19 protein-coding genes are annotated in these 19525 nt (G+C 68.7%); 16 read left to right on the plus strand and 3 right to left on the minus strand.

The window, feature by feature from the left end:
- Window positions 1–254 precede the first annotated feature (254 nt).
- The 4 genes from ACIOD1_RS34185 to ACIOD1_RS34200 all read left to right on the plus strand — a co-directional run bounded on the left by ACIOD1_RS34185 (window position 255) and on the right by ACIOD1_RS34200 (window position 3567).
- A complete protein-coding gene (locus ACIOD1_RS34185) occupies window positions 255–416 on the plus strand; it encodes a hypothetical protein (protein ID WP_053676175.1) in 162 nt (53 codons plus the stop codon).
- A gap of 366 nt (window positions 417–782) precedes the next feature.
- Window positions 783–1148 (plus strand): hypothetical protein, encoded by a 366-nt coding sequence (locus ACIOD1_RS34190; RefSeq protein ID WP_401907014.1) that lies wholly within the window; start codon window positions 783–785, stop codon window positions 1146–1148.
- Between the two features lie 328 nt (window positions 1149–1476).
- Window positions 1477–1809, plus strand: a complete 333-nt coding sequence (locus ACIOD1_RS34195) for a hypothetical protein (protein ID WP_365630118.1) — start codon at window positions 1477–1479, stop codon at window positions 1807–1809.
- A gap of 1428 nt (window positions 1810–3237) precedes the next feature.
- Entirely contained in the window at window positions 3238–3567 is a 330-nt protein-coding gene (locus ACIOD1_RS34200; protein WP_365630120.1) for a hypothetical protein, read from the plus strand.
- A gap of 701 nt (window positions 3568–4268) precedes the next feature.
- Here ACIOD1_RS34200 and ACIOD1_RS34205 read toward each other — a convergent pair.
- Window positions 4269–4742 (minus strand): hypothetical protein, encoded by a 474-nt coding sequence (locus tag ACIOD1_RS34205; protein WP_365630123.1) that lies wholly within the window; start codon window positions 4740–4742, stop codon window positions 4269–4271.
- An 871-nt stretch (window positions 4743–5613) separates the two neighbouring features.
- Entirely contained in the window at window positions 5614–6327 is a 714-nt protein-coding gene (locus ACIOD1_RS34210; protein ID WP_401907016.1) for a hypothetical protein, read from the minus strand.
- Between the two features lie 751 nt (window positions 6328–7078).
- Between ACIOD1_RS34210 and ACIOD1_RS34215 the strand changes: the two genes are divergently transcribed.
- The 6 genes from ACIOD1_RS34215 to ACIOD1_RS34240 all read left to right on the plus strand — a co-directional run bounded on the left by ACIOD1_RS34215 (window position 7079) and on the right by ACIOD1_RS34240 (window position 12279).
- On the plus strand, window positions 7079–8488 hold the full coding sequence (locus ACIOD1_RS34215) for a chloride channel protein (RefSeq protein WP_401907018.1): 1410 nt from the start codon (window positions 7079–7081) through the stop codon (window positions 8486–8488).
- 295 nt (window positions 8489–8783) lie between these two features.
- Window positions 8784–9428: a GAP family protein gene (locus ACIOD1_RS34220; RefSeq protein ID WP_401907020.1), complete on the plus strand. Its 645-nt coding sequence runs from the start codon at window positions 8784–8786 to the stop codon at window positions 9426–9428.
- Between the two features lie 628 nt (window positions 9429–10056).
- Window positions 10057–10218, plus strand: coding sequence for a hypothetical protein (locus ACIOD1_RS34225; protein ID WP_053676175.1), 162 nt, complete (start codon window positions 10057–10059; stop codon window positions 10216–10218).
- A gap of 494 nt (window positions 10219–10712) precedes the next feature.
- Window positions 10713–10886, plus strand: a complete 174-nt coding sequence (locus ACIOD1_RS34230) for a CsbD family protein (protein WP_401907021.1) — start codon at window positions 10713–10715, stop codon at window positions 10884–10886.
- A gap of 513 nt (window positions 10887–11399) precedes the next feature.
- On the plus strand, window positions 11400–11789 hold the full coding sequence (locus ACIOD1_RS34235; protein WP_365630137.1) for a hypothetical protein: 390 nt from the start codon (window positions 11400–11402) through the stop codon (window positions 11787–11789).
- A 205-nt stretch (window positions 11790–11994) separates the two neighbouring features.
- The gene (locus tag ACIOD1_RS34240) at window positions 11995–12279 is read left to right on the plus strand and encodes a hypothetical protein (protein ID WP_401907023.1); all 285 of its coding nucleotides are present in this window, start codon (window positions 11995–11997) and stop codon (window positions 12277–12279) included.
- Window positions 12280–13385: 1106 nt separating this feature from the next.
- Here ACIOD1_RS34240 and ACIOD1_RS34245 read toward each other — a convergent pair.
- The gene (locus ACIOD1_RS34245) at window positions 13386–14291 is read right to left on the minus strand and encodes an NADP-dependent oxidoreductase (protein WP_401907043.1); all 906 of its coding nucleotides are present in this window, start codon (window positions 14289–14291) and stop codon (window positions 13386–13388) included.
- 236 nt (window positions 14292–14527) lie between these two features.
- Between ACIOD1_RS34245 and ACIOD1_RS34250 the strand changes: the two genes are divergently transcribed.
- The 6 genes from ACIOD1_RS34250 to ACIOD1_RS34275 all read left to right on the plus strand — a co-directional run bounded on the left by ACIOD1_RS34250 (window position 14528) and on the right by ACIOD1_RS34275 (window position 19472).
- Complete coding sequence (locus ACIOD1_RS34250; protein ID WP_401907025.1) at window positions 14528–14947, plus strand: winged helix-turn-helix transcriptional regulator; 420 nt, start codon at window positions 14528–14530, stop codon at window positions 14945–14947.
- A gap of 139 nt (window positions 14948–15086) precedes the next feature.
- Window positions 15087–16202, plus strand: coding sequence for an NAD-dependent epimerase/dehydratase family protein (locus ACIOD1_RS34255; protein ID WP_401907045.1), 1116 nt, complete (start codon window positions 15087–15089; stop codon window positions 16200–16202).
- Window positions 16203–16288: 86 nt separating this feature from the next.
- Window positions 16289–17020, plus strand: coding sequence for a DUF4839 domain-containing protein (locus tag ACIOD1_RS34260; protein ID WP_401907027.1), 732 nt, complete (start codon window positions 16289–16291; stop codon window positions 17018–17020).
- Window positions 17021–17362: 342 nt separating this feature from the next.
- A complete protein-coding gene (locus ACIOD1_RS34265; protein ID WP_401907047.1) occupies window positions 17363–17881 on the plus strand; it encodes a MarR family winged helix-turn-helix transcriptional regulator in 519 nt (172 codons plus the stop codon).
- Window positions 17882–18030: 149 nt separating this feature from the next.
- Window positions 18031–18504 (plus strand): hypothetical protein, encoded by a 474-nt coding sequence (locus ACIOD1_RS34270; protein ID WP_365630146.1) that lies wholly within the window; start codon window positions 18031–18033, stop codon window positions 18502–18504.
- Between the two features lie 101 nt (window positions 18505–18605).
- Window positions 18606–19472 (plus strand): NmrA family NAD(P)-binding protein, encoded by an 867-nt coding sequence (locus ACIOD1_RS34275; protein ID WP_401907029.1) that lies wholly within the window; start codon window positions 18606–18608, stop codon window positions 19470–19472.
- Window positions 19473–19525 lie beyond the last annotated feature (53 nt).

A 19525-nucleotide genomic window follows, 5' to 3' on the forward strand; every position in this document is an offset into this window, starting at 1 on the left:
AACCGGCCACAGAAGACGAAGGTTGATAAGCCACCCCGACAGCCTCCCACCCACGAGGCCACCACACCCACCGAACTTACGAAAAGATCAGTAGGTCTCCTGATCCCTGGGTTCCTCTGATGTGGCGTCGCCGGAGAAGGGTGGACTCCGAGGTGGCTGTCTCTCGTTCCCGCCTGCACGGATAAGAAACAAGTAAATTCCGTGGGCATGCCCGGGGTCTGGTGGGGCATGCGGTGCTTCGGAGGTTGATAATCATGGTTCCCCTGCTTCTTGTTCTTCTGCTGGCTCTCATTCTCTTCGGTGCGGGTTTCGCGGTGAAGATTCTCTGGTGGGTCGCGATCGCGGTCCTCGTTTTGTGGCTGGTCGGTTTCGTTGCCCGCCCGAAGGGCGGTAGCGGCCGCTGGTACCGCTGGTAGCCCAGCCGGCATCGGCAACAATTCAGGCCTTGGCGGTGGCCGGTCCCCTCTCCGAATGAGGGTGACCGGCCACCGCCATGTCTGCTTGCGCGGTAATGGTTTTCCGGTACCGGGTGAAAGCGGATGCTGCGGGTATTCGAGGGGCAGCCGGGATGGTCGCCGTGACGCAGCAGGGGACCTGCTCACCTCCAACGATCGGCGGCCGTCCCGGTGCTGGTCACCCCACACGACGCCATGCAGTTCTACATCGCTGAAGGGCTGGAACTGCCCGTCGAGCGGGGTAGAGCCGGCCAACTGGCTACCCGGCAGCGGTGGAGGCGTCGTCCCCTCGGCTTATCCAGCACCGTCACCGCTCTGCGAGAGGCCATGAACATCGCCATGGAACGCCTGGAACGCCGAACCTTCCTGACCATCTCAGGCACCGCCCTCACTCTCCTCGCGGCGACCTGGGCCACCGTCGGAGGCGCCGCGTACGCCCTGTCCCCGACGAGGGGGAGTCTCGTCGGCGAGGACACCGTCAGCCTCTTGGAGGACATCAGCCGCCAGCTCAACTCCCTGCCGACCGAACAACGCCAGCACCGGTCCACCTTGCTGGACGCCCACCTTGAGACCGTCACCGACCTCATCGCCCACCGCCGCTACGACCGGGCTACGGGGCTACGGGGCTACGGGGCTCCGCCTCCACGCTCTCGCAGCAGCCCTCGCCCAAACCGTCGCCTGGCACCGGTTTGACCACGGCCGTCACACCGCCGCCGGCAAGCTGTGGATCGCCGGCCTCCACAGCGCCCATGCAGCCGACGATCCGGATCTCGGCGCCGCGATGCTCGGCGATTTGGCGTACCAGGCGGCCTGGCGGAAGGACTACACCACCGCCGCCGGCATCCTCCAGCACGCACTCAGGCGCACACAGCACCCCGCCGCGCGGTCCCTCCTCCACCTACGCCTGGCCCGAACCTTCGCCGCCCAGGGCGAAAGGCAGCCGGCCCTACGCGCCCTGGCCGCCTCGGAACATCACCTCGGCGCTTCCTCCGGGCAGTCTCTACCGGCATGGTGCGCGTGGATGTCGGAGGCCGACCTTGCGGTCGACTCCGGCCAGGCGCTGCTGGACCTCGGAGATACCCACCGCGCCCACCAGCTCATCCGCGAAGGTCAGGCCCTGCTGCCCGAGGCGCGTGACAAAACCCGCAGTGTGTTTTTTGCGTACCAGGCGACCAGCCACCTCAAGCTGAGGGAACCTGAACTGGCTGCTGAGGCAGCCGGCCAAGCCCTCCAGCTCGCTCGCCGCATCGGTGCGCCACGCTGTGAACAGCTCGTCCAGGAACTCGTGCCCGCGTTCGAGCGGCATCGCCGAGCGGCCGGCGTTCCTGAACTGCTCGCTTTCGCCGCAGCATGAACATCGTTGACGTCGACAACCAGCCTCAGTCACTGACACGCGTCGCATCCGCTGCCCGCACACCGGCGGCGATCGGATCAGCGCAGCACGGCCTGGAGGACGTACTCGGTGCGAGATCTGCGGCGCCACGTTCCGCGCGAGGCCTGGCGCCTCGGCATCGAGCACCAGGCCGGGCCTCGCCGCGGGCGTCTCGGCCGGTGGTCGCGGCGTCCCGGGCGCCGGCAGGGCGGCATCGCGCGGGGCGGCAAGGCCAGGCCTGGAGTCCGTCCATCTCCTTGGGAGCCCGCGCGGCATCCCAGGCGGGCGGTACCAGGCAGAGCTCGGGCGGCGCGACGCCGCGTTGGAGCTCCACCCTCCGCACCGGCAACGGCGACCAGCCCGGCGCGTCCCAGGAAGGTCGATGGTCACCCGGGACACCGCGTGCCCCTGTAGGACCACCGGCACCGCGGGTGGCCCTACAGGGCGGTACCGGCAGGCCGGTACTCGGCTTTGACGCCCCGTAGCGTGCGGCGCGCCAAGGGGTAGCGCTGCAGGGCGGTCCGGGTGGCCCGGCGCCGCGGTAGGCCTCGATGGACACCGGGCTGTCGGGGCGGTGGCGGGGCGTTCCGGGGGTGTCGTCGAATGTGGACTTCCCCCACCCCCCCCAGGGCGGGGGAGAGATCCTCAGGCGCAGCGTGCATAGCTCGTCAACCCCGGCGCCGGTGTCCATGAGGACCGAGACCATGGCGAGCATCCGTACCCGGCGCGGGTAGCCGTACGCCATCAGGCCGCCCTCGACGCTCCAGCGGGTACCGCGGCCGACGTGGTCGGACAGGGTCACCAGGCCGCCGCAGGTGGTGGCTCTCCAGGCCGAGATTGCGCTGGAGCAGGGCCGTCACTTCGGAGCGCACTATCATCGGCGCCTGGATGTCGGCTGCTTCCGGCAGCGGTCGTAGCGAAGATCACCTTCGAGGGCGAGTTTCTCGTACGCCTTGAGCGCTTCCGGGCCGAGGACGTCGGCCAAGTCGGCACCGACACCAGCGCGGGTGCTCCGGAAGTTGGAGGTGCGGACCAGCTTCCGGGCCTGGGCCGGATCTGCCGCCGGCGGGCGTCGGAGGGGCGGTCTCGCAGACGGCGTCCACTCCGCCGGCCGGCCCGGCGCGCGGCTGCGCACGGTTCGAATGTGTCATCGAACATCCGGAGCCCCCGGTGAAAGCCGAGCGGCGGGAGACGTGGGCCCCCTGACGCTCGGCCGGAATGTGATCTGGCGCGGCCGAAACCTCGCCGGTCGCGGCCGTTGCGCGCCCCGCTTCACTCCGTAAGCCCCAACGCGCCCCGACCGTAAATAAGTTGGAGGTGTCATCGGTGTCAGTGGCCGGGGCTACCGTCGTGAGTGTGCCCGTTCGGGCCGGCTCTCTCCGCTCCTCCCTCTGACCCGAGGAATCGCTGATGGCAAACGTTCGTGGCCACTACAGGAAGAACGGTTCCTACGTCCGGCCGCACACCCGCAGGAACCGACCCGGCTCCGCATCCCCTCGTCCGGCCATCCCGCGCCAGCGGTCGACTCCGGGCGCGACCGCGAACGTCCGCGGTCACTATCGCAACGGCTCCTACGTCCGGCCGCACACCCGCAGGATCAACGCTCCGGTCGTGGTGGCCGCGGGCGGCGGCGGCCTGGCCATCCTGATCTTCGTTCTGCTCGCGCTCTTCGGCGGTGGCGGTGAGGCACCGGCCGAGACCTCGCCCACCCCTGCCGGCGGCGCAAGCGCGTCCCCCTGACAGCAGGACGGCACATGGCAGGCCCCGGACGGCGGGGCCCACACCCGCCACGACTTCTTGCACGCGTCGATGGTGGTGTCCGCCATGATCTCGGCAGTGACCACGTAGGCGAGATCATCAGCCTCGGTGCGTTTGTCGGGCCCGTGGCCGCCAATGTCCTCGGCGGCCACAGCTATGACGGGTCCGCGGTCACGGCGCCGCGAGGCTCTCGATGGCGCCCACTGCCCGCTGGGAAGATCGGACCAGCGTCCAGCGGTCGCGGTCGGAGCCGTCCCAGTCATGCCATCCGGCCCACAACAGGCGAGCGAACGAGTTCCAGGCGTCCATCTGCTCTCGGAGCCAGCTGTCCGGCACCGGCTCGTCGCGGTAGTCGATCTCCCAGTGAAGCTTCTGACCGAGCGTGTCGATGATCGCAGGGTCATCCTCGAGCGTGCGGGAGCTGTGTCTCCCTCACGGGCTGCGAACGTGGATCCGGGGATCATCCCCGCGCGTGCGGGAGGCAGCCGGCCTCGGGGCCGTCCGTCCCAGGCATAGACGTGGTCGTATCCCCGCGCGCGGGGAGCAACGGCCCAGCGACTTCGCCGGGCTGGCTTTGTTCACGAGAACGGGTTCTGGCTCAACTTCTCGGGGGACTGTCCGTTGACATCCAACCGAGGCGCTTGACCGCGAACACAGTCGTTGCGGCTTCGTGGCCGGCGAACCTAGGCGTGTGAGGTGAGCAGTCGGGCTGCGGCGGCTTCGAGCTCGGCGCGAAGCACCCGCTGGCATACCAGCGGCGCGCACACCTCAAAGGCGAAGTCGCGGGTTTCACCGGACAGGAGCACTTGGAGGTACTCGGGTCCGTCTGCTTCTTCACGGCCCAACAGGATTTCGACGGTGAGCCGAGTACCGTCCACGAGCCGGCGCGATCCGCTCTGCGGTTCGCCGTCAACCAGCATGAACTCCTCCTCATACCGGTCTTCGGGTGGGGAGGCCAGCAGCCACTGGGCGAACGCGACGGCTCGCGGAGCGCCGCCTCTCAGCGTCGTGCGCCCGATGAAGAAGGCGTCGAAGCAATAGGTACCGGAAGGATCCTTGCCGACCGCCAACCACAGGTCGTCAACGGGCGCGCCAGGGTAATGGCTGCCGCGCCAGCCGAACCGAAGCCCCGTCTCATCGTGCTCGCCGGGCACCATCGGACCCCTCCCTCCCCGAGCGCGATCGGCAGTCCACCTGATGCAAGTCGTCTGTCAACGAACATAGTCGGCCCAGGTCAGCGCGTCGCCAAAGACTGCCTGTGCTGACAAAGGAGGGTGCCGCCTCGACGCTCGCTTCATCGGAGCTTTGCAGAACGGGAACCAGCAGGTCAGCGCGTCGATCTGACGCGGGCGGGAGCCCATGCGGGGAACAGGCTTCTTGACCTGCGAGTGTATCCAGGCTGAGGACTGGTTTCAGGTACTTTCACCTAATCCGGCACTCCGGATATATACGGACCTAAGGGATGTGTATCCAAACGGCTCCCGGGGTGCGCGGTCGATCCGCGCGGCCGCGGCGTGGAGGCAGCCGATGGCATCCGACGGGGCCCCAGCCGTCGAGGACTACGTTCACGCCCTGGGTAGGGATGGCGATCTTGTTGTCGATCCGCTGGGCATTGATCCATTCGGCGGACTCGGGGCCGTCATGCCGCATCTTTCGGGAGACCGATGTCCCGGGGCGCGCTTGCCAAGCCGCACGGTATGCGGTCCCGTACCAACGTGCCCTTGGTGAGCATGTACTTCTCCCGCACCGTTCGTCCTCGGCTCGTCCGCCGGACGGGCCGTTCTGGTTGTTGGAGCCTGGTGACGCCGCCCCATCCGATGCCATGCCGACGCGGTTCTTGTATGCGCGGCGGGTCTTCCGCTGGACCGCGGCGCTTGCTGAAGAGCACACCGCCGGGCGGGCGCGCTCTCCGTCACCGTCCGGGTCAGACATTCAGGGGGTACGGCGAGCAGGCCCGGCACGGTTCGGCTCCTTGGCTCCGCCGGTGACCTCTGGTGACCGCGGGGGACCGGACATGCTGCCCGCGTCTCAGACCAGGACGTTCACGGCCCGGGCGACGACGAGTCCCAGGATGATGAGCGAGACGATGGACTGGAGTGTCATGACGCACTTGGCCCAAGGGGCGAGTGGCATCACATCGGTGGGACTCAGCGCGGTGGAGTTGGTGAACCCGAGGTAGAGGTAGTCGATATAGCGGGGGCGCCAGTTCGGGGAGCTCACCTCCGGATTGAGCTGTTGCGGAAAGGCAAGCGCCGGAGTGTGCGGCATGTGGTGGGTCCGGGCGGCCGGTCCGCCGCTGTCCAGTTCGAAGTACAGGAGGGAGAACGCGAGGACGGTGGAGGCCCACACGCTGCCGCCGGCCGACAGCAGGGCGGTGGCGGAGTTGGTCTCGGTCCCGCCGTGGATGAGGTCGTCGATCAGTTGCATGGTCGACCAAATGGCGCTGCCCGCCAGGATGACGACCAAGGCGATCGACACCGTGCGCAGGACGGTGGAACGGCGGGTGATCCGACCCGGATCACCCGCGATCAGCGCCACCAACAGCAGTCCTTCGGCCAGGGGGAGTGCCCATCGGGGTCCGAGGCGCAGGGCGTCGGGTAGGAGCAGGGTGAGCACGGCGGAAGCGACGACCGCTGCGGCCATCGGCCAGCGGCTCTCGGAGTGGACGCGCGTCCGGGTTCGTGGCTCGGGCTCGCGCGGATCATCCAGAGGGTCGATGTCGGAGGGGTTCTGTCCGGTCACGGCCCACTGCCGCCTTGGCTTGTCGGGGGTCGGGCAGGGGAGTCGGTCGCCCGTGAGGTCGGGGTCATCCGGGCCATCCGCCGTTCGCTTTTCGCAGGTGGAGGCGTACGGGGCGCCCCTGAAGATGATCGTTCCGGGAGTACTCGCTCTGGGTGAAGCGAGGCGTGTTCGTCGAGCAACCGTAGTGCGGAGCGAGTGGGGCGGCGAGGCCGACACGCTGCCGAGGCGCGCTGCCCCGACCGTCGTCGCTCGCCCTTGTGCCTTCTCGCCCGGTGCTCAGCGGAGGTCTGTCCGGGTGCTGAAGATTGCTGCCGGCTCGCACCGGGTTCCGCGACGACGAATGCCACGGATTGCGGAGTCTGAGCGCGCCACAGCGGTACGTGATCGGTTGCGCCCGCGATGATGCGCAGGGCGTAGGCGCGCCGGCGGACGGGCGAGGGCGCCGCCCAGGCAGACGGGCAGGCAGACAGGAGGGTCAGCCGATGGCCGAGGACCGGAGCAGGGGGATACCCGCGCCGCACACCACTCCCACAGGATGAGGCCTGCCGTTGCCGGCCCCGCCCGCGCAGCTTCCAGGTCCGGACGGTGGGGGCCACCAGGCCCTGGTCGGAGCCGTCCGGGCAGGCCAACTCCCACTACGGCGCCGGTCACCGCCAGACGGGTGTTCCCGCCGATTCCCCTATCAGCAGCAGGCTCAGGCCCGTGCCGCCGACGTTGTGGCCGGGCCGGATTCTTCGAGGAGACGATGCACATGTCTGCCGGACCGCCCGCCGAGTCAGCCGGCACCACTGCCGCGCCTCAGGACCCGCTGGCGATCGTCCGCACCCGCGGATACCTCGCGGTGCTGGTGATCGCTGCCCTCCTCGGTGTCCCGATCTCCGCCGCCGCGTTCGGCTTCCTCGCCCTGGTCTCCGAACTCCAGTCGCTGGTCTACGACGACCTGCCGAAAGCCCTCGGTTTCGGCGCCACGCCCGACTGGTGGGCGATTCCGCTGCTCGTGATCGCGGGTGTTCTGGTCGCCTTGACGATCCGCCACTTGCCGGGTGGCGGCGGCCACAAGCCGGCCGAAGGGCTCAAGACCGGTGGCGCACCCTCGGTCGCCGCGCTGCCGGGTGTGGCGATCGCCGCGCTCGCATCGCTCAGCCTGGGTGTCGTCCTCGGCCCGGAGGCCCCGCTGATCGCACTCGGCGGCGGGCTCGCCGTCGGCGCCGTCAGACTCCTCAAGCGCGATGCCCCGCCCAGCGCCGTCGCCGTGATCGGCGCGGCCGGCAGTTTCGCCGCCATCAGCGAACTGCTGGGATCCCCGTTGGTCGGCGCCTTCCTGCTGATGGAGGCCACGGGGCTGGGCGGCCCGATGATGGGTGTGGTGTTGGTACCCGGTCTACTCTCAGCCGGCGTCGGATCGCTGACCTTCACCGGTCTGGGCAGCTGGACCGGCCTGGGCACATTTTCGCTGGCGCTGACCCACGTACCGCCCGCCGACCGACCCACCCTTGGCGAGTTCGCCTGGGCGATTTTGGCGGGCGCCCTCGCAGCGCTGCTCGGAGAGGCGATCCGTCGGGCCTCGCTCGCCCTGCAAGGCCTGGTCGACCGTCACCGGCTGCCGCTCACCGTCCTGATGGGCGTCGCGATCGGCGTCATCGCTCTGCTCTTCGCGGTGATCACCGGCCGGCCTGCCACTGGCGTGCTGTTCTCCGGCCAAGAGGCACTCGGCTCGCTGCTGGCCGACAGCGCGACCAACACCGGGGCCACCCTGATCGTCCTGCTGGGGTGCAAGGCACTGGCCTACTGCGCCTCGATGAGCGCCTTCCGCGGCGGCCCGATCTTCCCCGCCCTGTTCTTGGGCGCTGCGGGCGGCCTCGCCCTCTCCCACCTGCCCGGCCTGGGAACCACCGCTGGATTCGCGATCGGTGTCGGTGCCATGGCGGTGGCCATCCTGAAACTGCCGATGACCTCCGTGCTGCTGGCCAGCCTGCTCCTCGGCGCTGAGGGACTGGACGTGATGCCGCTCGTGATCGTCGCCGTGGTGGTCGCCTACGTAGGCACGCTCCGGCTCGCCCGGCGTCCTGCCGGTCCGCACGGCGCGGGTCCGCACGGCGCGGGTCCGCACGGCGCGGGTCCGCACGGCGCAGGACCACAGCCGGCAACGCCCGCCGTGTAACCAGCCTCACGCGGCCAGCCGCAGACCTCGTGCGCGCGCCGATCTCGGCCACCAGATGGTCGCCGCACACCTCACCGACCGCACCCCCTCCGGGGAGCCGCCGAGGCCGGGGAGTCGCGGCCGGGCAGAGGCGATCGGGGGCGCCGGCGTGTCTGGCTTGACTCGTCGGGCCAGGCGCCGCAGTGTCGGGACACGGCGCCACGCGGGTGCCAACACCCTGTCCACCCGTCACGCCCCTGCAAAACATCCGTCCGACAATCTTGGGCGGGTCTGATCTCCGGGAGCGGTTGTGTCGATGGTCGTCGACCTGGTCGTGATCGGCACGGCCATCACCCTCGGACCGCTGCACAACAGCGCTTTCATCCTGCTGCTGGCGTCGCACCGCGGTGTTCGCAAGGGCCTCGCCTTCCTGCTGTCGTGGCTGATCAACCTGGTCGTGGTGGTTGCCTGCATCGTGCTGCTGACCGGTGGGACGCCACCCGTCCACCACAGCACGCCATCGACCGCGGCGGTCGCCGCCAAGCTGGCGATCGGCGTCGGCCTCGTGCTGTTCAGCGGCTACCGGCACCGGCGGCCGCCCCGCCCGTTCCGGCCGCCGAGCTGGACGGGCCGCGTCGACAACGCCTCACTCGGCACCGCTGCCGCACTCGCCTGGTTGCTCCAACCGTGGGCCCTGGTCGGTGCGGGCGCCGCCACTGTCGTCGACGCCGACCTCTCCTCGCTCTCCGACTGGTTCGCCTTGACCGGCTACTGCCTGCTGGCCACCCTCAGCCTTCTGGTCATGGAGATGTACACCGTCTGGGTGCCGGTCGGCGCCCAGGCTCGACTGAACAGTCTGCGGACTTGGCTCGAGCATCACCAAGACCAGCTGATCATCACCCTCTCGCTGCTGGCCGGACTCTGGCTGATGGGCAGCAGCATCTACGCACTCGTCACCTGACGGCCCACCGGGTGGCGTTGTTCACGTTCCGCGGCAGCGTCTGTCTGCCGGTTTGGACGGCGGTTGTTGATCACCGGGCCTCGGAGTGTGCACGAGAGACAGCGTCAGCGCATGCAGTGTGAACCTCCCCTCCCACCGAGCGGACCATGATCGTTCTCACCGGGATTTCCTGTACCCCGACTACGCACACCCGGTCATCTCCGCGTGTGCGGGGAGCAGCTCGCTGACCTGCGACTTTACGGCGAGCCAGGCTCAGTTTCAGGAACTTTCATCAGCTCGGCAACCCGGCAACCCGGCAAGCAGTCACGTCGCTCACGCCTGACTTGGTGCCTCCCGAAGCTGTGCGCCGTCGACTGCGAGGTGGTGGACGCACTACTTCGACGGAAAGCGGGAGGGGCAGTCCAGCTTCTTCAGTTGGGTGACGACGACCTCGGGTGGCTTCTGTGCCGTTCTGAATGTGATGGGAGTGAGGCCGCAAGGCCGGGCCGAGCCGGTGACTCCCCTCGCACCAAGGCGCGCCCCCGCAACGCGGCCTGTTCTGCTGCCCTGCCGGCGGAGTAGGAAACAGATAAATTCGAATGCATGGGCGGGATCGCGCCGGGCAGATGATGTCTCGGAGGTAATAACTATGGTTCCCCTGCTTCTTGTTCTTCTGCTGGCTCTGATCCTCTTCGGCGCGGGTTTCGCGGTGAAGATTCTCTGGTGGGTCGCGATCGCCGTCCTGGTGCTCTGGCTCGTCGGATTCGTCGCCCGTCCCAAGGGCGGCAGTGGACGCTGGTACCGCTGGTAGCAGCGCCACAACCCCGCAGTGAGCGTGCCGAAACGACGGTGGCCCGCCCCCCAACGAACGGGGGGGCGGGCCACCGTCGTTTCGGTATTCCTCGATCCGTCGCCGAATTCACTGAAAGCCGACAGCGGGGGTATGCGTGACACAACCGGGGTGGTCGCCGTGACGCAGCAGGGAACCTGCTCACCTCCACCGATCGACGACCACCTCGGCCGCAACACCAGCCGCTACCTAAATCCGGGGGTAAGGGCTGTCCCGTAATCCCTGGTGGGCGCGCGGCGTCGGCTACGGCACCTCGCCGCGTTGTCGGAACGCCCGAATACGTCCAGTATTCGGGCGTCCCTCCGCCTTGCGACGCATCGCATCCGACGCCGCACGCTGATCCACCACGGATTACGGGACAGCCCTTAGGAAACTTCGGCAGCCCTGTTTAGGCGATCTTCTGTCGGTCATACGAGGTTGCGTAACGCTTTTCGACGAACAGGGAGTGATCAGCTGTGTCTGGTGAGCAGAAGACCGAGGCGAAGGGCGAGCAGGCCAAGGGCAAGCTCAAGGAGACCGCCGGCCACCTCACGGGTAACGACCGCCTGACCGCCGAAGGCCGGGCCGAGCAGGCCAAGGGTGACGCCCGACAGGCCAAGGAGAGCGTCAAGGACGCTTTCAAGCGCTGACTCTCACGAGAAAGGGGGTCGAGACCGCTCATAGCGGTCTCGACCCCCTTTCTCATGTCCCGAGCGCCTGCCTCCCGCGCTGACGGTCGTGGGGCGGCGGCGGGGGACGACTGCACCGATCACACGGTGAAGGTGGGGCGCCGACGGCCAATGTTGGCTTCCGTGGTGTGCGGCGCGGTGACGGTGGAGTTCAGGCGGGTGGCGCCGGCTGATGCCGGTCGAGCAGGGCGCCGCCAGCCGCCCGGCTAGCCCGATTCCCCACCCGTTCCCGGCCCGACGTCCGCTCGCCCCCCGGCGGCCTCACCTTCTCAGACCCGGACAGCCATATCTGAGCGCTACCACCGCGGGTTGCGCCACATCCAGGACCAGCTCACCGCCTAGCCCCACCGCTCGGTGTGCCGGCGCCTCCACCTGGACAGTAGTCGTAGCCGGCCCGGCTCCCGCCTCGGATATCGTGTTCCTCTACGGGGTGCCATAACGGATGTGACGCCCCCCACCGGAGGTAGTCAGCGTATGAGTGCAAAGCGCAGCAAGAATCCAGCCCTGCCCGTACTTGACGACGCATTCCGACTCGCGTCGGTCAAGGACGCCGAAGAGTCCACCCGTGACTTGGCCGCGCGGCTGGCCACCACCGAGCTGCGCCGCGCTTCCCACCCGGGCCGGGTCACCTGGGAGCCCACCGATCAGGCCGAGCCCGTACCGGTCCCGCCGACCGTGGTCGACGGTGACGGGGACCTGTGGCTGCGGGACCGGGGCACTGGCACCTGGACCATGCCCGAGTTCAACCCGAAGGAGTTCCCGGCACGCTGTGGCGAGGTTCTGACGTGGAACCAGCTTGCCCTCGAGTTCGGCCCGCTGACCGCACTGGCCGACGACCGCCGCATCGGCGGCGGCCGGCGCTGACCGCGCAGCCCTCTGGGATGACCGCGCCCCTGAAGCGCCCGTTACGGGTAGCTGGGAGCTTCAGCTCACCGCCGAGCTCGACGATGGCGGCGAGCCGATGAGCGTGGTGGTGGCGTGCGAGGGCCTCGAGCGGCGTGGTGCGGGCCTGGCGCCACCCGATGTCCTCGGTGCGGCCGGCATCGGTGGACCAGCCGGGTAGCGGTCGGTGTCTAGTTGCCGTGGTGACCGCGCGGCCCGGCTCGCCGATCGACTGCTGCCAGTCGGCCAACTGCCCGAGCAGGCCGCGCACCAGCTCGTCGACGGCGGCCGCCGGGCCGGCGCCGACGGCCCGCGCTTCGGCAGCGGTCTCGGCGAGGACGTCGTCGTCCAGGTCCTCGAGGGCCTCACGCCACGGAGCGGCCGCAGCGTCGAAAGCGGCCAGGGCGGCGTGCAGCTCGGCGTCGAGAGCGGCGGGCGAACACGGCAACGGGGTGCTGATGAGGATTCGTGAAATCCCCAGGGTCGCTCTTCCCCTCAGCTGGTTGGGGGTTGAACGCCCTGGGGAGCCTGGGGATCGAGGAGCGGGGAGAAGGCGTCTCGGAGATTCTTCGGGCCCTCGGTAGTGAAGGGCAGTCATTCCCACTTCGCGGGCGGCGGTGACGTTGGCGGCGGTGTCGTCGATGAACAGGCGGCGGTGAACTGGCGCCCCGGCTCGTTCGGCGTTTCTTCAGGATGGCCAAGCAGACACTCGGCTGGACCGCCCCGAGGCTGCGAGAGGCCGAATTGGCGGACCGCTGGAACGAGGCTGTCCCCGCCCATACGGCATCACTCTCCATTCATCGCATCTGACGCGAGAATTTCGCCTCAGATGCGACCAGGGGTCATCTTCGCAGCTCAGCAGGCTTGGTGGGACCACATCTCTGTGGTCCGGGGCCAGCCTCCAGGGCGGGTGTGGCCCACTCGCATCCGATGCAATTGACGTCGGTAGGCATAGCGGTACAGCGGTGAACGCCAAGCCGATGATCATGCGCTTCTAGCGCAGGCGATCGGCCCGGCTCCGGGGTTCGGGGGCGGGACGGCCGGTCAGGTCTTGGTGCGGGGGTCGAGGTACCAGCCGTCACCGGTTCGGGTGGTACGGACGTCTCACGCCATCCTGGCTGCCGGCCGATAAATCGGCCGCAGTGTGTCTGACTGCTTCCTGTCAGGGTTCCACCCGAGGCGATCACCTTGGATAGCCGATGGGCAACACTGTGTGACGTCAGTGGTGATCGTCACAGCACTGTCCGGACCGAATGCCGGGGCGGCGGGCCCCGATGTGCGGGCGGCAGTGGCGACGCGTGAGGAGCGAATGCGACGGACAACGCGAAACAAGCCAAGAACGACGAGAGCCTATGGCGGGCGGTGTTCACGAGTCGCGACGGTTGGAGCCCGGCCAAACCGTTCGCGGACCACAGCAGTCAGCGGCGCCCGTCCTGGCCGAGGTGATCGGCATCCTTTACTCCTACGAACACCCCGACCCCAACGGCGACGGCCCGGTTGATAGCGCCGCTGCCGTGGATGCGCGGCCCGCCAAGACGATCGCTTGGCGGGCCGGCGCAGCTGTCCCGTGCCCCAGCTTCAGATGCAGATCACGATCTTGCCGCGTGTGCGTCCGCGCTCGGCGTGCGCGTGGGCGTCGGCGATCCGCTCCAGGGGGTAGGTCTGTTCGATATGGGGTGTGTAGCGGCCTTGCCGGCCCAGTTCTGCGGCTGCGGACAGGAGGGTGGAGTCGTTCTCCGCGTTGACCACATGCGTGCCCAGGCGCTGCCCGCCTGCATGGTCGGCGACCGTCGCGACGCGCGTTGGGTCGCCCGTGATCGAGACGAGGTCGTCCAGGGATCCGGAGGCCGCGGTGTCGAGCGCGATGTCGACGCCGTGTGGAGCGAGAGCGGAGAGACGCTGTGTGAGGCCGGGGCCGTAGGTGGTGGGAACGGCGCCGAGAGAGGTGAGGAACTCGTGGTTGCGTTCGCCGGCTGTCCCGATCACGGTGGCACCTTGTGCCACAGCAATCTGGACTGCCGCGCTGCCCACGCCTCCGGCGGCGCCCTCGATGAGAAGGGTGCGTCCCGCCAGGGAGCCGAGCGCGTTCAGGCCACGCATCGCGGTCACGGCCGCGAGCCCGGCGCCCGCGGCCTGTTCGTTGTTCCACTCGGCTGGGGCGTGGGCCCAGGCCGAGAGGATGACCAGCTCTGCGGTTGCGCCGGTGACATCACCCAGCCCGAAGACGCGGTCGCCGATGCGCACCCCCTCTGCCCCGTCACCAATTTCGTCGACCACGCCGGCGGCGTCGCGCCCGGGAATGGCGGGCAGCTCCAGAGGAAGCAGTTGGCGCAGTGAGCCGGCGCGCAGCTTCCAGTCGATGGGGTTGACGCTGGCCGCCGCGACACGGACACGTATCTCACCAACGCCGGCATGGGGCTCGGGGGCCTGCTCGATGACCAGGCTCTCCGTTCCGCCGTACTCATGGAAGCGGGCTGCACGCATGATGTCCTGCCTTACCTTTATGGGTCGAAATGTGGTGTTCATTGGACGCTCGTTCCTCTGATGAGGTGCAAGCCGGCAAGCCGGCTGCTTTTCGGCCAGAGGAGGACGGGTGCGGATCGGTGAGGTTGTCGAGCATGCGGGCGGCAATCCGCCCCGACAACCACGATCCTGCCCGTCACCGGAATACCTGCCGTTGAGTCGACGCTCCGGAAGGTATCCAGAAGGTCGGTCACCAGATGGATACCAAGACCGGAGACGGGAGACCCTCGATGACACAACGGCCGCCGCTGCCGCCGCTGCCACCCGACTTGTTCGACGAGCTGTGCCCGTCCTCGCTGCTGCCTTTCCGCTTCGGTGACAAATGGGCACCCATGGTCCTCCGCTGTCTGGAAGACGGCCCGCGCAGATACTCCGAACTCCGCGTGCCACTGGGCCGCGTCACCCCGAAGTCGCTCACACAGTCGCTCCGCGGCCTGGAGCGGAACGGGTTCGTGTCACGCACGGTGCACGCCGACCCGAAACTGCGGGTGGAGTACGCGCTGACACCGCTCGGCCGCAGCATGCTGGAGCCGATGGCCGCCGCGTGCCGATGGGCGACCGAGCACTGGGACGAGCTGCTCGACGCTCGCGAGGGCGGCATCTCTTCCATCGGCTGATTCGAACGCGTGTGGGGGAGTGCCGCACCGGAAGCCGCACCTTTGAGTCGACTCGGGGAAGCGCCAACAGCGGTGTCCGCGGCCCAACCGTAGCCGCCGGTCGGCGGTGGTCTTCCCGGAGCACAACGACCCGTCCAGGATGACGGGAGCGGCGCTCACTCCTCCCGGCCGTCGTCGTCATCTGCCCGAGTGCACGGAGCCGGCCACGCGCAGGAGGTCGTCCCAGTGGGCTCGGATCTGCTTGAGGTTTACCTTGTCGTGCGGGTCAGGGGGTTCAGCGGCCCGTAGTCGGCCTGGGCTACCAGTGCCGAGAGGCTGCTCCGCGAAGTGTCCGACCGCACGAGCAACCTCCTGTGCGTGCGCCGCCCTGATCGTCGTCCCGGAGTGGGTCGCGGAGTGCGTCGCGGACCCGATCGGCTACTACGAGGCGAACGCCAGAAAGAGCCTGTCCTTCGTCAGACACCCGCACCGCAACGGCTGCGACCTCGTGGTTTTCAGCTCCTCGGCCTCCATCTACCAGGCGGAGAACGGCTCTTCCGTCAACGAGGGCTCGCCGCGCGCGCCGCAAAGCCCCTACGCGCGGACCAAGTCGTGTGCGAAGAGATGCTCGCCGACATCGCGGTGGCCGGGCCGCGTGTGCTGTCGCTGCGGTACTTCAGCCCGGTCGGCGCCGACCCCAAGCTGCGCACCGGCCTCCAGCTCAAGCGCCCCAGCCGCGCTCTCGGCGTGCTCATCCAGGCCCACGAGGAAGGCCGGCCGGCCGTTCCCGATCACCGGGACGAACTACCCGACGCGGGACGGCGCCGGCATCCTGGACCACGTGCACGTCTGGGACCTCGCCGCAGCCCACGTTGTGGCGATTCAGCGCTTCGACTCCATCCTCACGGACACCGAGCGGTCGACCGCGATTAACTTGGGTACGGGCAAAGGCATCACCGTCCGCGAGCTGTGCGAGGCCTTCAACGCCGTCGTCAGCACGCCGCTGGCCACAATCGACGCCGACCCGCGCCCGGGTGAGGTGGCCGGCGGCTACATAGAGAGCGACCGCGCGTCCGAGCTGGCCGGCCGTCCAGTCGGCTTCCAGGGTGCCGATGCCTCCGAGCGCCCACCAGCGTGCGGCCGGGGCCCGAAATGGGGGCTCCGGAGCCCAGCCATATGCCGTTCCCGCAGCGGACCGTTCACACTCCTTCGAGGGGTCGCTGACCTGCTGTCCGAGTGCTCCTTGGTCCGAATCGTGAGCTCAGGGCCGAGGTGACGTCGGTGATGCCGAGTTCCTCGCGAAGTCCCCTATGCTCGCGAGGCAGTTGGTATGAAAAGTTCATTGAGGGGGCGCGGAGCCGCATGGCCGACGAGATCAAGTACGAGTACAAGACCGTGCAGACAGTTCGCGGCACCGACGGCTTGGTGATCTCGAAGATGCAGAAGGACGGCTGGGAGATCGTGGAACAGGCCCAGGGCATGCTGCGATCCACCCTCGACTTCCGCCGGCCGAAGAAGCCCCTGCCGCGTTTCTTGATCGGCGCCGCGGTCGGCAGCCTCGTGCTCTTGGTCATCGTCATCGGCGTGGCCGCGGCGCTCGAGGAGGGAGGCGAGAAGAAGGGCGAGTCGAACAAGCAGACGGTGGCCACTGCGAGCGCGGAACCCTCCGCCACGTCGACTCCGGCCGCGGCCGGGTCGGCTGCCGCTGAGGTGATCACGCCGCAGAACAACCCGGAGTTCGCGGCGCTCCTGAAGACGCCGGACTATTGTGACAGCGCGAACTCGGACTTCGCGACCAAGTACAAGGGCAAGACGGTCGCCTTCGACGGTTCGATCGTGCACATGGCGCCCCACGGTGGCGACGACACCCGCTATGACTTCCTCCTTGGCTCGGGCGACCAGGGACCGAAGACCGGGATCGGGCCGGCCTTCAAGTACGAGGACGTCAACCTCCTCGACCTGAAGCTGACCGGCCGGAACACCTCCGCCACCGTCCGCGCGGGCGATACGTTCCGCTTCGTCGCCGAGGTGGGCGAATTCAACGCGAAGCAGTGCCTCTTCTTCCTCAAACCCGTGTCGACAGAGACCCGGTAAGGCAGCTGTGTCATCGCGGACCAGCGTGCTTGCGCGGCAGTATCCGTCACAGCTCCGAAGGGACGCGACCAACGCTGCTGCGGATGTCGGGCATGCCGAGGTGGACGGTGGGCGGCTGGGCCACACGGTCGCGCATGGCCTCCCGCTTCTGGGCGGCCGCGGTCAGAGTGGTCTCGATCGCGGCGACCTCGGCAGCCCGGGTGGGCCGGCTCGTCGACGCGACATGCCGCAGTGATCGAGGCCGAGGTGAAAGCGAACGGCGGCAATGGAAGCAGCACCGCTGTTCGGTACCGGATGGTCGCTGCCTTGACAGCCCAAGTGATTAGCCGCCATATTATCTGCATGACGAGGGATGGCATCGATGGCGAGGCGCCCACGCTGGACCAGGCCAGGCGGCAGGTCGAGCACTACGGACTGGAGGTGGATCCGCAGGCGGTGCTGGTCGCGGTGCGGCTGATCGCGGCGGGCGCGCGGGTCGGCCGGGCGGCCGAGGCGCACTTCGCCAGGTTCGGGCTGTCGACGGGGCGCTACCGCCTGCTCGCCGACCTCGAAGACCATGGCGGGGAGAAGTCCCCCTCGCGTCTTGCGGTCGACCTCGGTGTCTCAAGGGCCACGGTCACCGGTCTGCTGGACGGTCTTGAGCGCGAGGGTCTGATCGCCCGCCGGCCGTCCACGGAGGACGGCCGGGGTACGGTGGCCGTCCTGACCGCGCGCGGGGCGCAGCGCCTGCGTGACATGGCGTCCGAGCATTTCGAGCGGCTTGAGGCGATGGTGGGTGGGCTTTCCGTAGAGGAACGTACGGTGTTCCTGGATCTGCTCGCCCGCGTCGTGCGCGGCAGTGCGGCCCTGGTCGCCGACTGACCCGGCTCTCATCTGGTTTGGCCCCGCCTTCCGGGTAGGGCCCCTTTTTTCGAGGCAGTAGTTAGCTGCCTAATTACATTCCGGCGCGGGCCTGACGCCTCCCGCAACAACCACCCTTCGCTCCGCATACGAACGAGAAAGAGGCCGGCATGCCCGCAACGAAGGACAGAACCAGCCGAAACCAGGCAACCCCCCGGCCATCCCGGCCGTTCACCCTGTGGCGCGAGGTACTGACCGCTTACGCCGCCCCCGCACTGATGGCCGGTTCCGCCGGAGTCGTCACAGGGCAGCAGGATCTGGCCGTGGCCGCCTGCACCTCCATCGCCGGCACCTCCGCCGTGGTGGCGTTCCTGGTCGGCACCTGGCTGCGGCACGGCGGGCAGCCCCGACGGTGGACCACCACCACGCCGCGCATCGCCCTGACCGTCGCACTCGTCATCACCGCCGCCGGGACGGCGGCCCTGCTGGGATGGTTCGTCGCCCAATGGCTACCCGCCCACACCCCCATCCCCGCCACCCCGTGGCTGGAGCGCCTGCGCATCGACCTGCCCGTCTCCGCAGTCCTCGCCACCACCATCGTCACCCTGCGCTGGCGCAACACCATCTCAGCATTCCCGGCATAGCCGACTCCGGCGCCTGGCCCACCCGCCCCACGAGCCCAAGCCCGACCGGGCCCACCCCGGCAGCACCCGCCGCCGGGGAGTCACCAAGGAATGAGCACACGATGATCGTCGTCATGGGAGCGACCGGAGCAACCGGGAACGCCCTGCTCCACAGCCTCCTCGCACTCGGCACCCCCGTCCGCGCACTGACCCGCACCCCGCACCGGCCGATCCCCGGCATAACCGGCGCACACCAACCGCCCGTCGAGGTTCAGTACGCCGACGCCACTGACCCCCACTCGCTGCGCACCGCCTTCAAGGGCGCCGGCCAACTCTTCCTCGCCATGGCCAACAGCCCCGCGCAGGTCGAACTCGAAACGCGCGTCATAGACATGGCCGCCCTCGCCGGCATCGGACACATCGTCAAGGTCTCCGCACCCGCCGCCGAACCCGACTCCCCGGTCGCCATCTCCCGCGGACACCACGCCATCGAGGAACACCTGCGTGCCAGCGGCCTCACCCACACCATCCTGCGCCCCTACGCGTTCACGCAGAACCTCCTGCGCCTGGCCCCCACCGTCGCCCAGGGCGTCATCCTCGGCACGACGGGCGACGCGCCCTGCAACCACATCGACTGCCGCGACATCGGCGACGTCGCCGCGGCCGCCCTCACCAGGCCCGACATCGCCGGCGGCGCCTACACCCTGACCGGACCCGAAGCCGTCTCCTACCCCGCTCTCGCCTCACGACTGACCACCCTGACCGGTAACCAGATCCGCTACGTTCACCTCACCCCGGACGAACTGCGCGACCACCTCATCCACAACGCCCACATGCCCACCTGGCTCGCCGACCACGTGACGGAGATCCAGCAACTCGCCATCACCCGACCCGAAGCCCCCACCACCACCGTCAGTGACATCCTCGGCCGCCCGCCCCGGACCCTCGACGCCTTCCTGTACGAACACCACGCCCACTTCCGCCGATAGGACGCCACCTCAAGCCTGCTCACGAAACGGTAGGAACTCGCCCCTCAGCCGAC

The sequence above is a fragment of the Streptomyces sp. NPDC088097 genome, from assembly GCF_044741845.1.
Taxonomy (GTDB): domain Bacteria; phylum Actinomycetota; class Actinomycetes; order Streptomycetales; family Streptomycetaceae; genus Streptomyces.

Excerpts from the sequence above, each read along its gene's own strand:
- ACIOD1_RS34185 (WP_053676175.1), top strand. The coding sequence starts at position 255 with ATGGTTCCCCTGCTTCTTGTTCTTCTGCTGGCTCTCATTCTCTTCGGT.
- ACIOD1_RS34190 (WP_401907014.1), top strand. The coding sequence starts at position 783 with ATGAACATCGCCATGGAACGCCTGGAACGCCGAACCTTCCTGACCATC.
- ACIOD1_RS34195 (WP_365630118.1), top strand. The coding sequence starts at position 1,477 with ATGTCGGAGGCCGACCTTGCGGTCGACTCCGGCCAGGCGCTGCTGGAC.
- ACIOD1_RS34200 (WP_365630120.1), top strand. The coding sequence starts at position 3,238 with ATGGCAAACGTTCGTGGCCACTACAGGAAGAACGGTTCCTACGTCCGG.
- ACIOD1_RS34205 (WP_365630123.1), bottom strand. The coding sequence starts at position 4,742 with ATGGTGCCCGGCGAGCACGATGAGACGGGGCTTCGGTTCGGCTGGCGC.
- ACIOD1_RS34215 (WP_401907018.1), top strand. The coding sequence starts at position 7,079 with ATGTCTGCCGGACCGCCCGCCGAGTCAGCCGGCACCACTGCCGCGCCT.
- ACIOD1_RS34220 (WP_401907020.1), top strand. The coding sequence starts at position 8,784 with ATGGTCGTCGACCTGGTCGTGATCGGCACGGCCATCACCCTCGGACCG.
- ACIOD1_RS34225 (WP_053676175.1), top strand. The coding sequence starts at position 10,057 with ATGGTTCCCCTGCTTCTTGTTCTTCTGCTGGCTCTGATCCTCTTCGGC.
- ACIOD1_RS34235 (WP_365630137.1), top strand. The coding sequence starts at position 11,400 with ATGAGTGCAAAGCGCAGCAAGAATCCAGCCCTGCCCGTACTTGACGAC.
- ACIOD1_RS34245 (WP_401907043.1), bottom strand. The coding sequence starts at position 14,291 with ATGCGTGCAGCCCGCTTCCATGAGTACGGCGGAACGGAGAGCCTGGTC.
- ACIOD1_RS34250 (WP_401907025.1), top strand. The coding sequence starts at position 14,528 with ATGGATACCAAGACCGGAGACGGGAGACCCTCGATGACACAACGGCCG.
- ACIOD1_RS34255 (WP_401907045.1), top strand. The coding sequence starts at position 15,087 with ATGACGGGAGCGGCGCTCACTCCTCCCGGCCGTCGTCGTCATCTGCCC.
- ACIOD1_RS34260 (WP_401907027.1), top strand. The coding sequence starts at position 16,289 with ATGGCCGACGAGATCAAGTACGAGTACAAGACCGTGCAGACAGTTCGC.
- ACIOD1_RS34265 (WP_401907047.1), top strand. The coding sequence starts at position 17,363 with ATGACGAGGGATGGCATCGATGGCGAGGCGCCCACGCTGGACCAGGCC.
- ACIOD1_RS34270 (WP_365630146.1), top strand. The coding sequence starts at position 18,031 with ATGCCCGCAACGAAGGACAGAACCAGCCGAAACCAGGCAACCCCCCGG.
- ACIOD1_RS34275 (WP_401907029.1), top strand. The coding sequence starts at position 18,606 with ATGATCGTCGTCATGGGAGCGACCGGAGCAACCGGGAACGCCCTGCTC.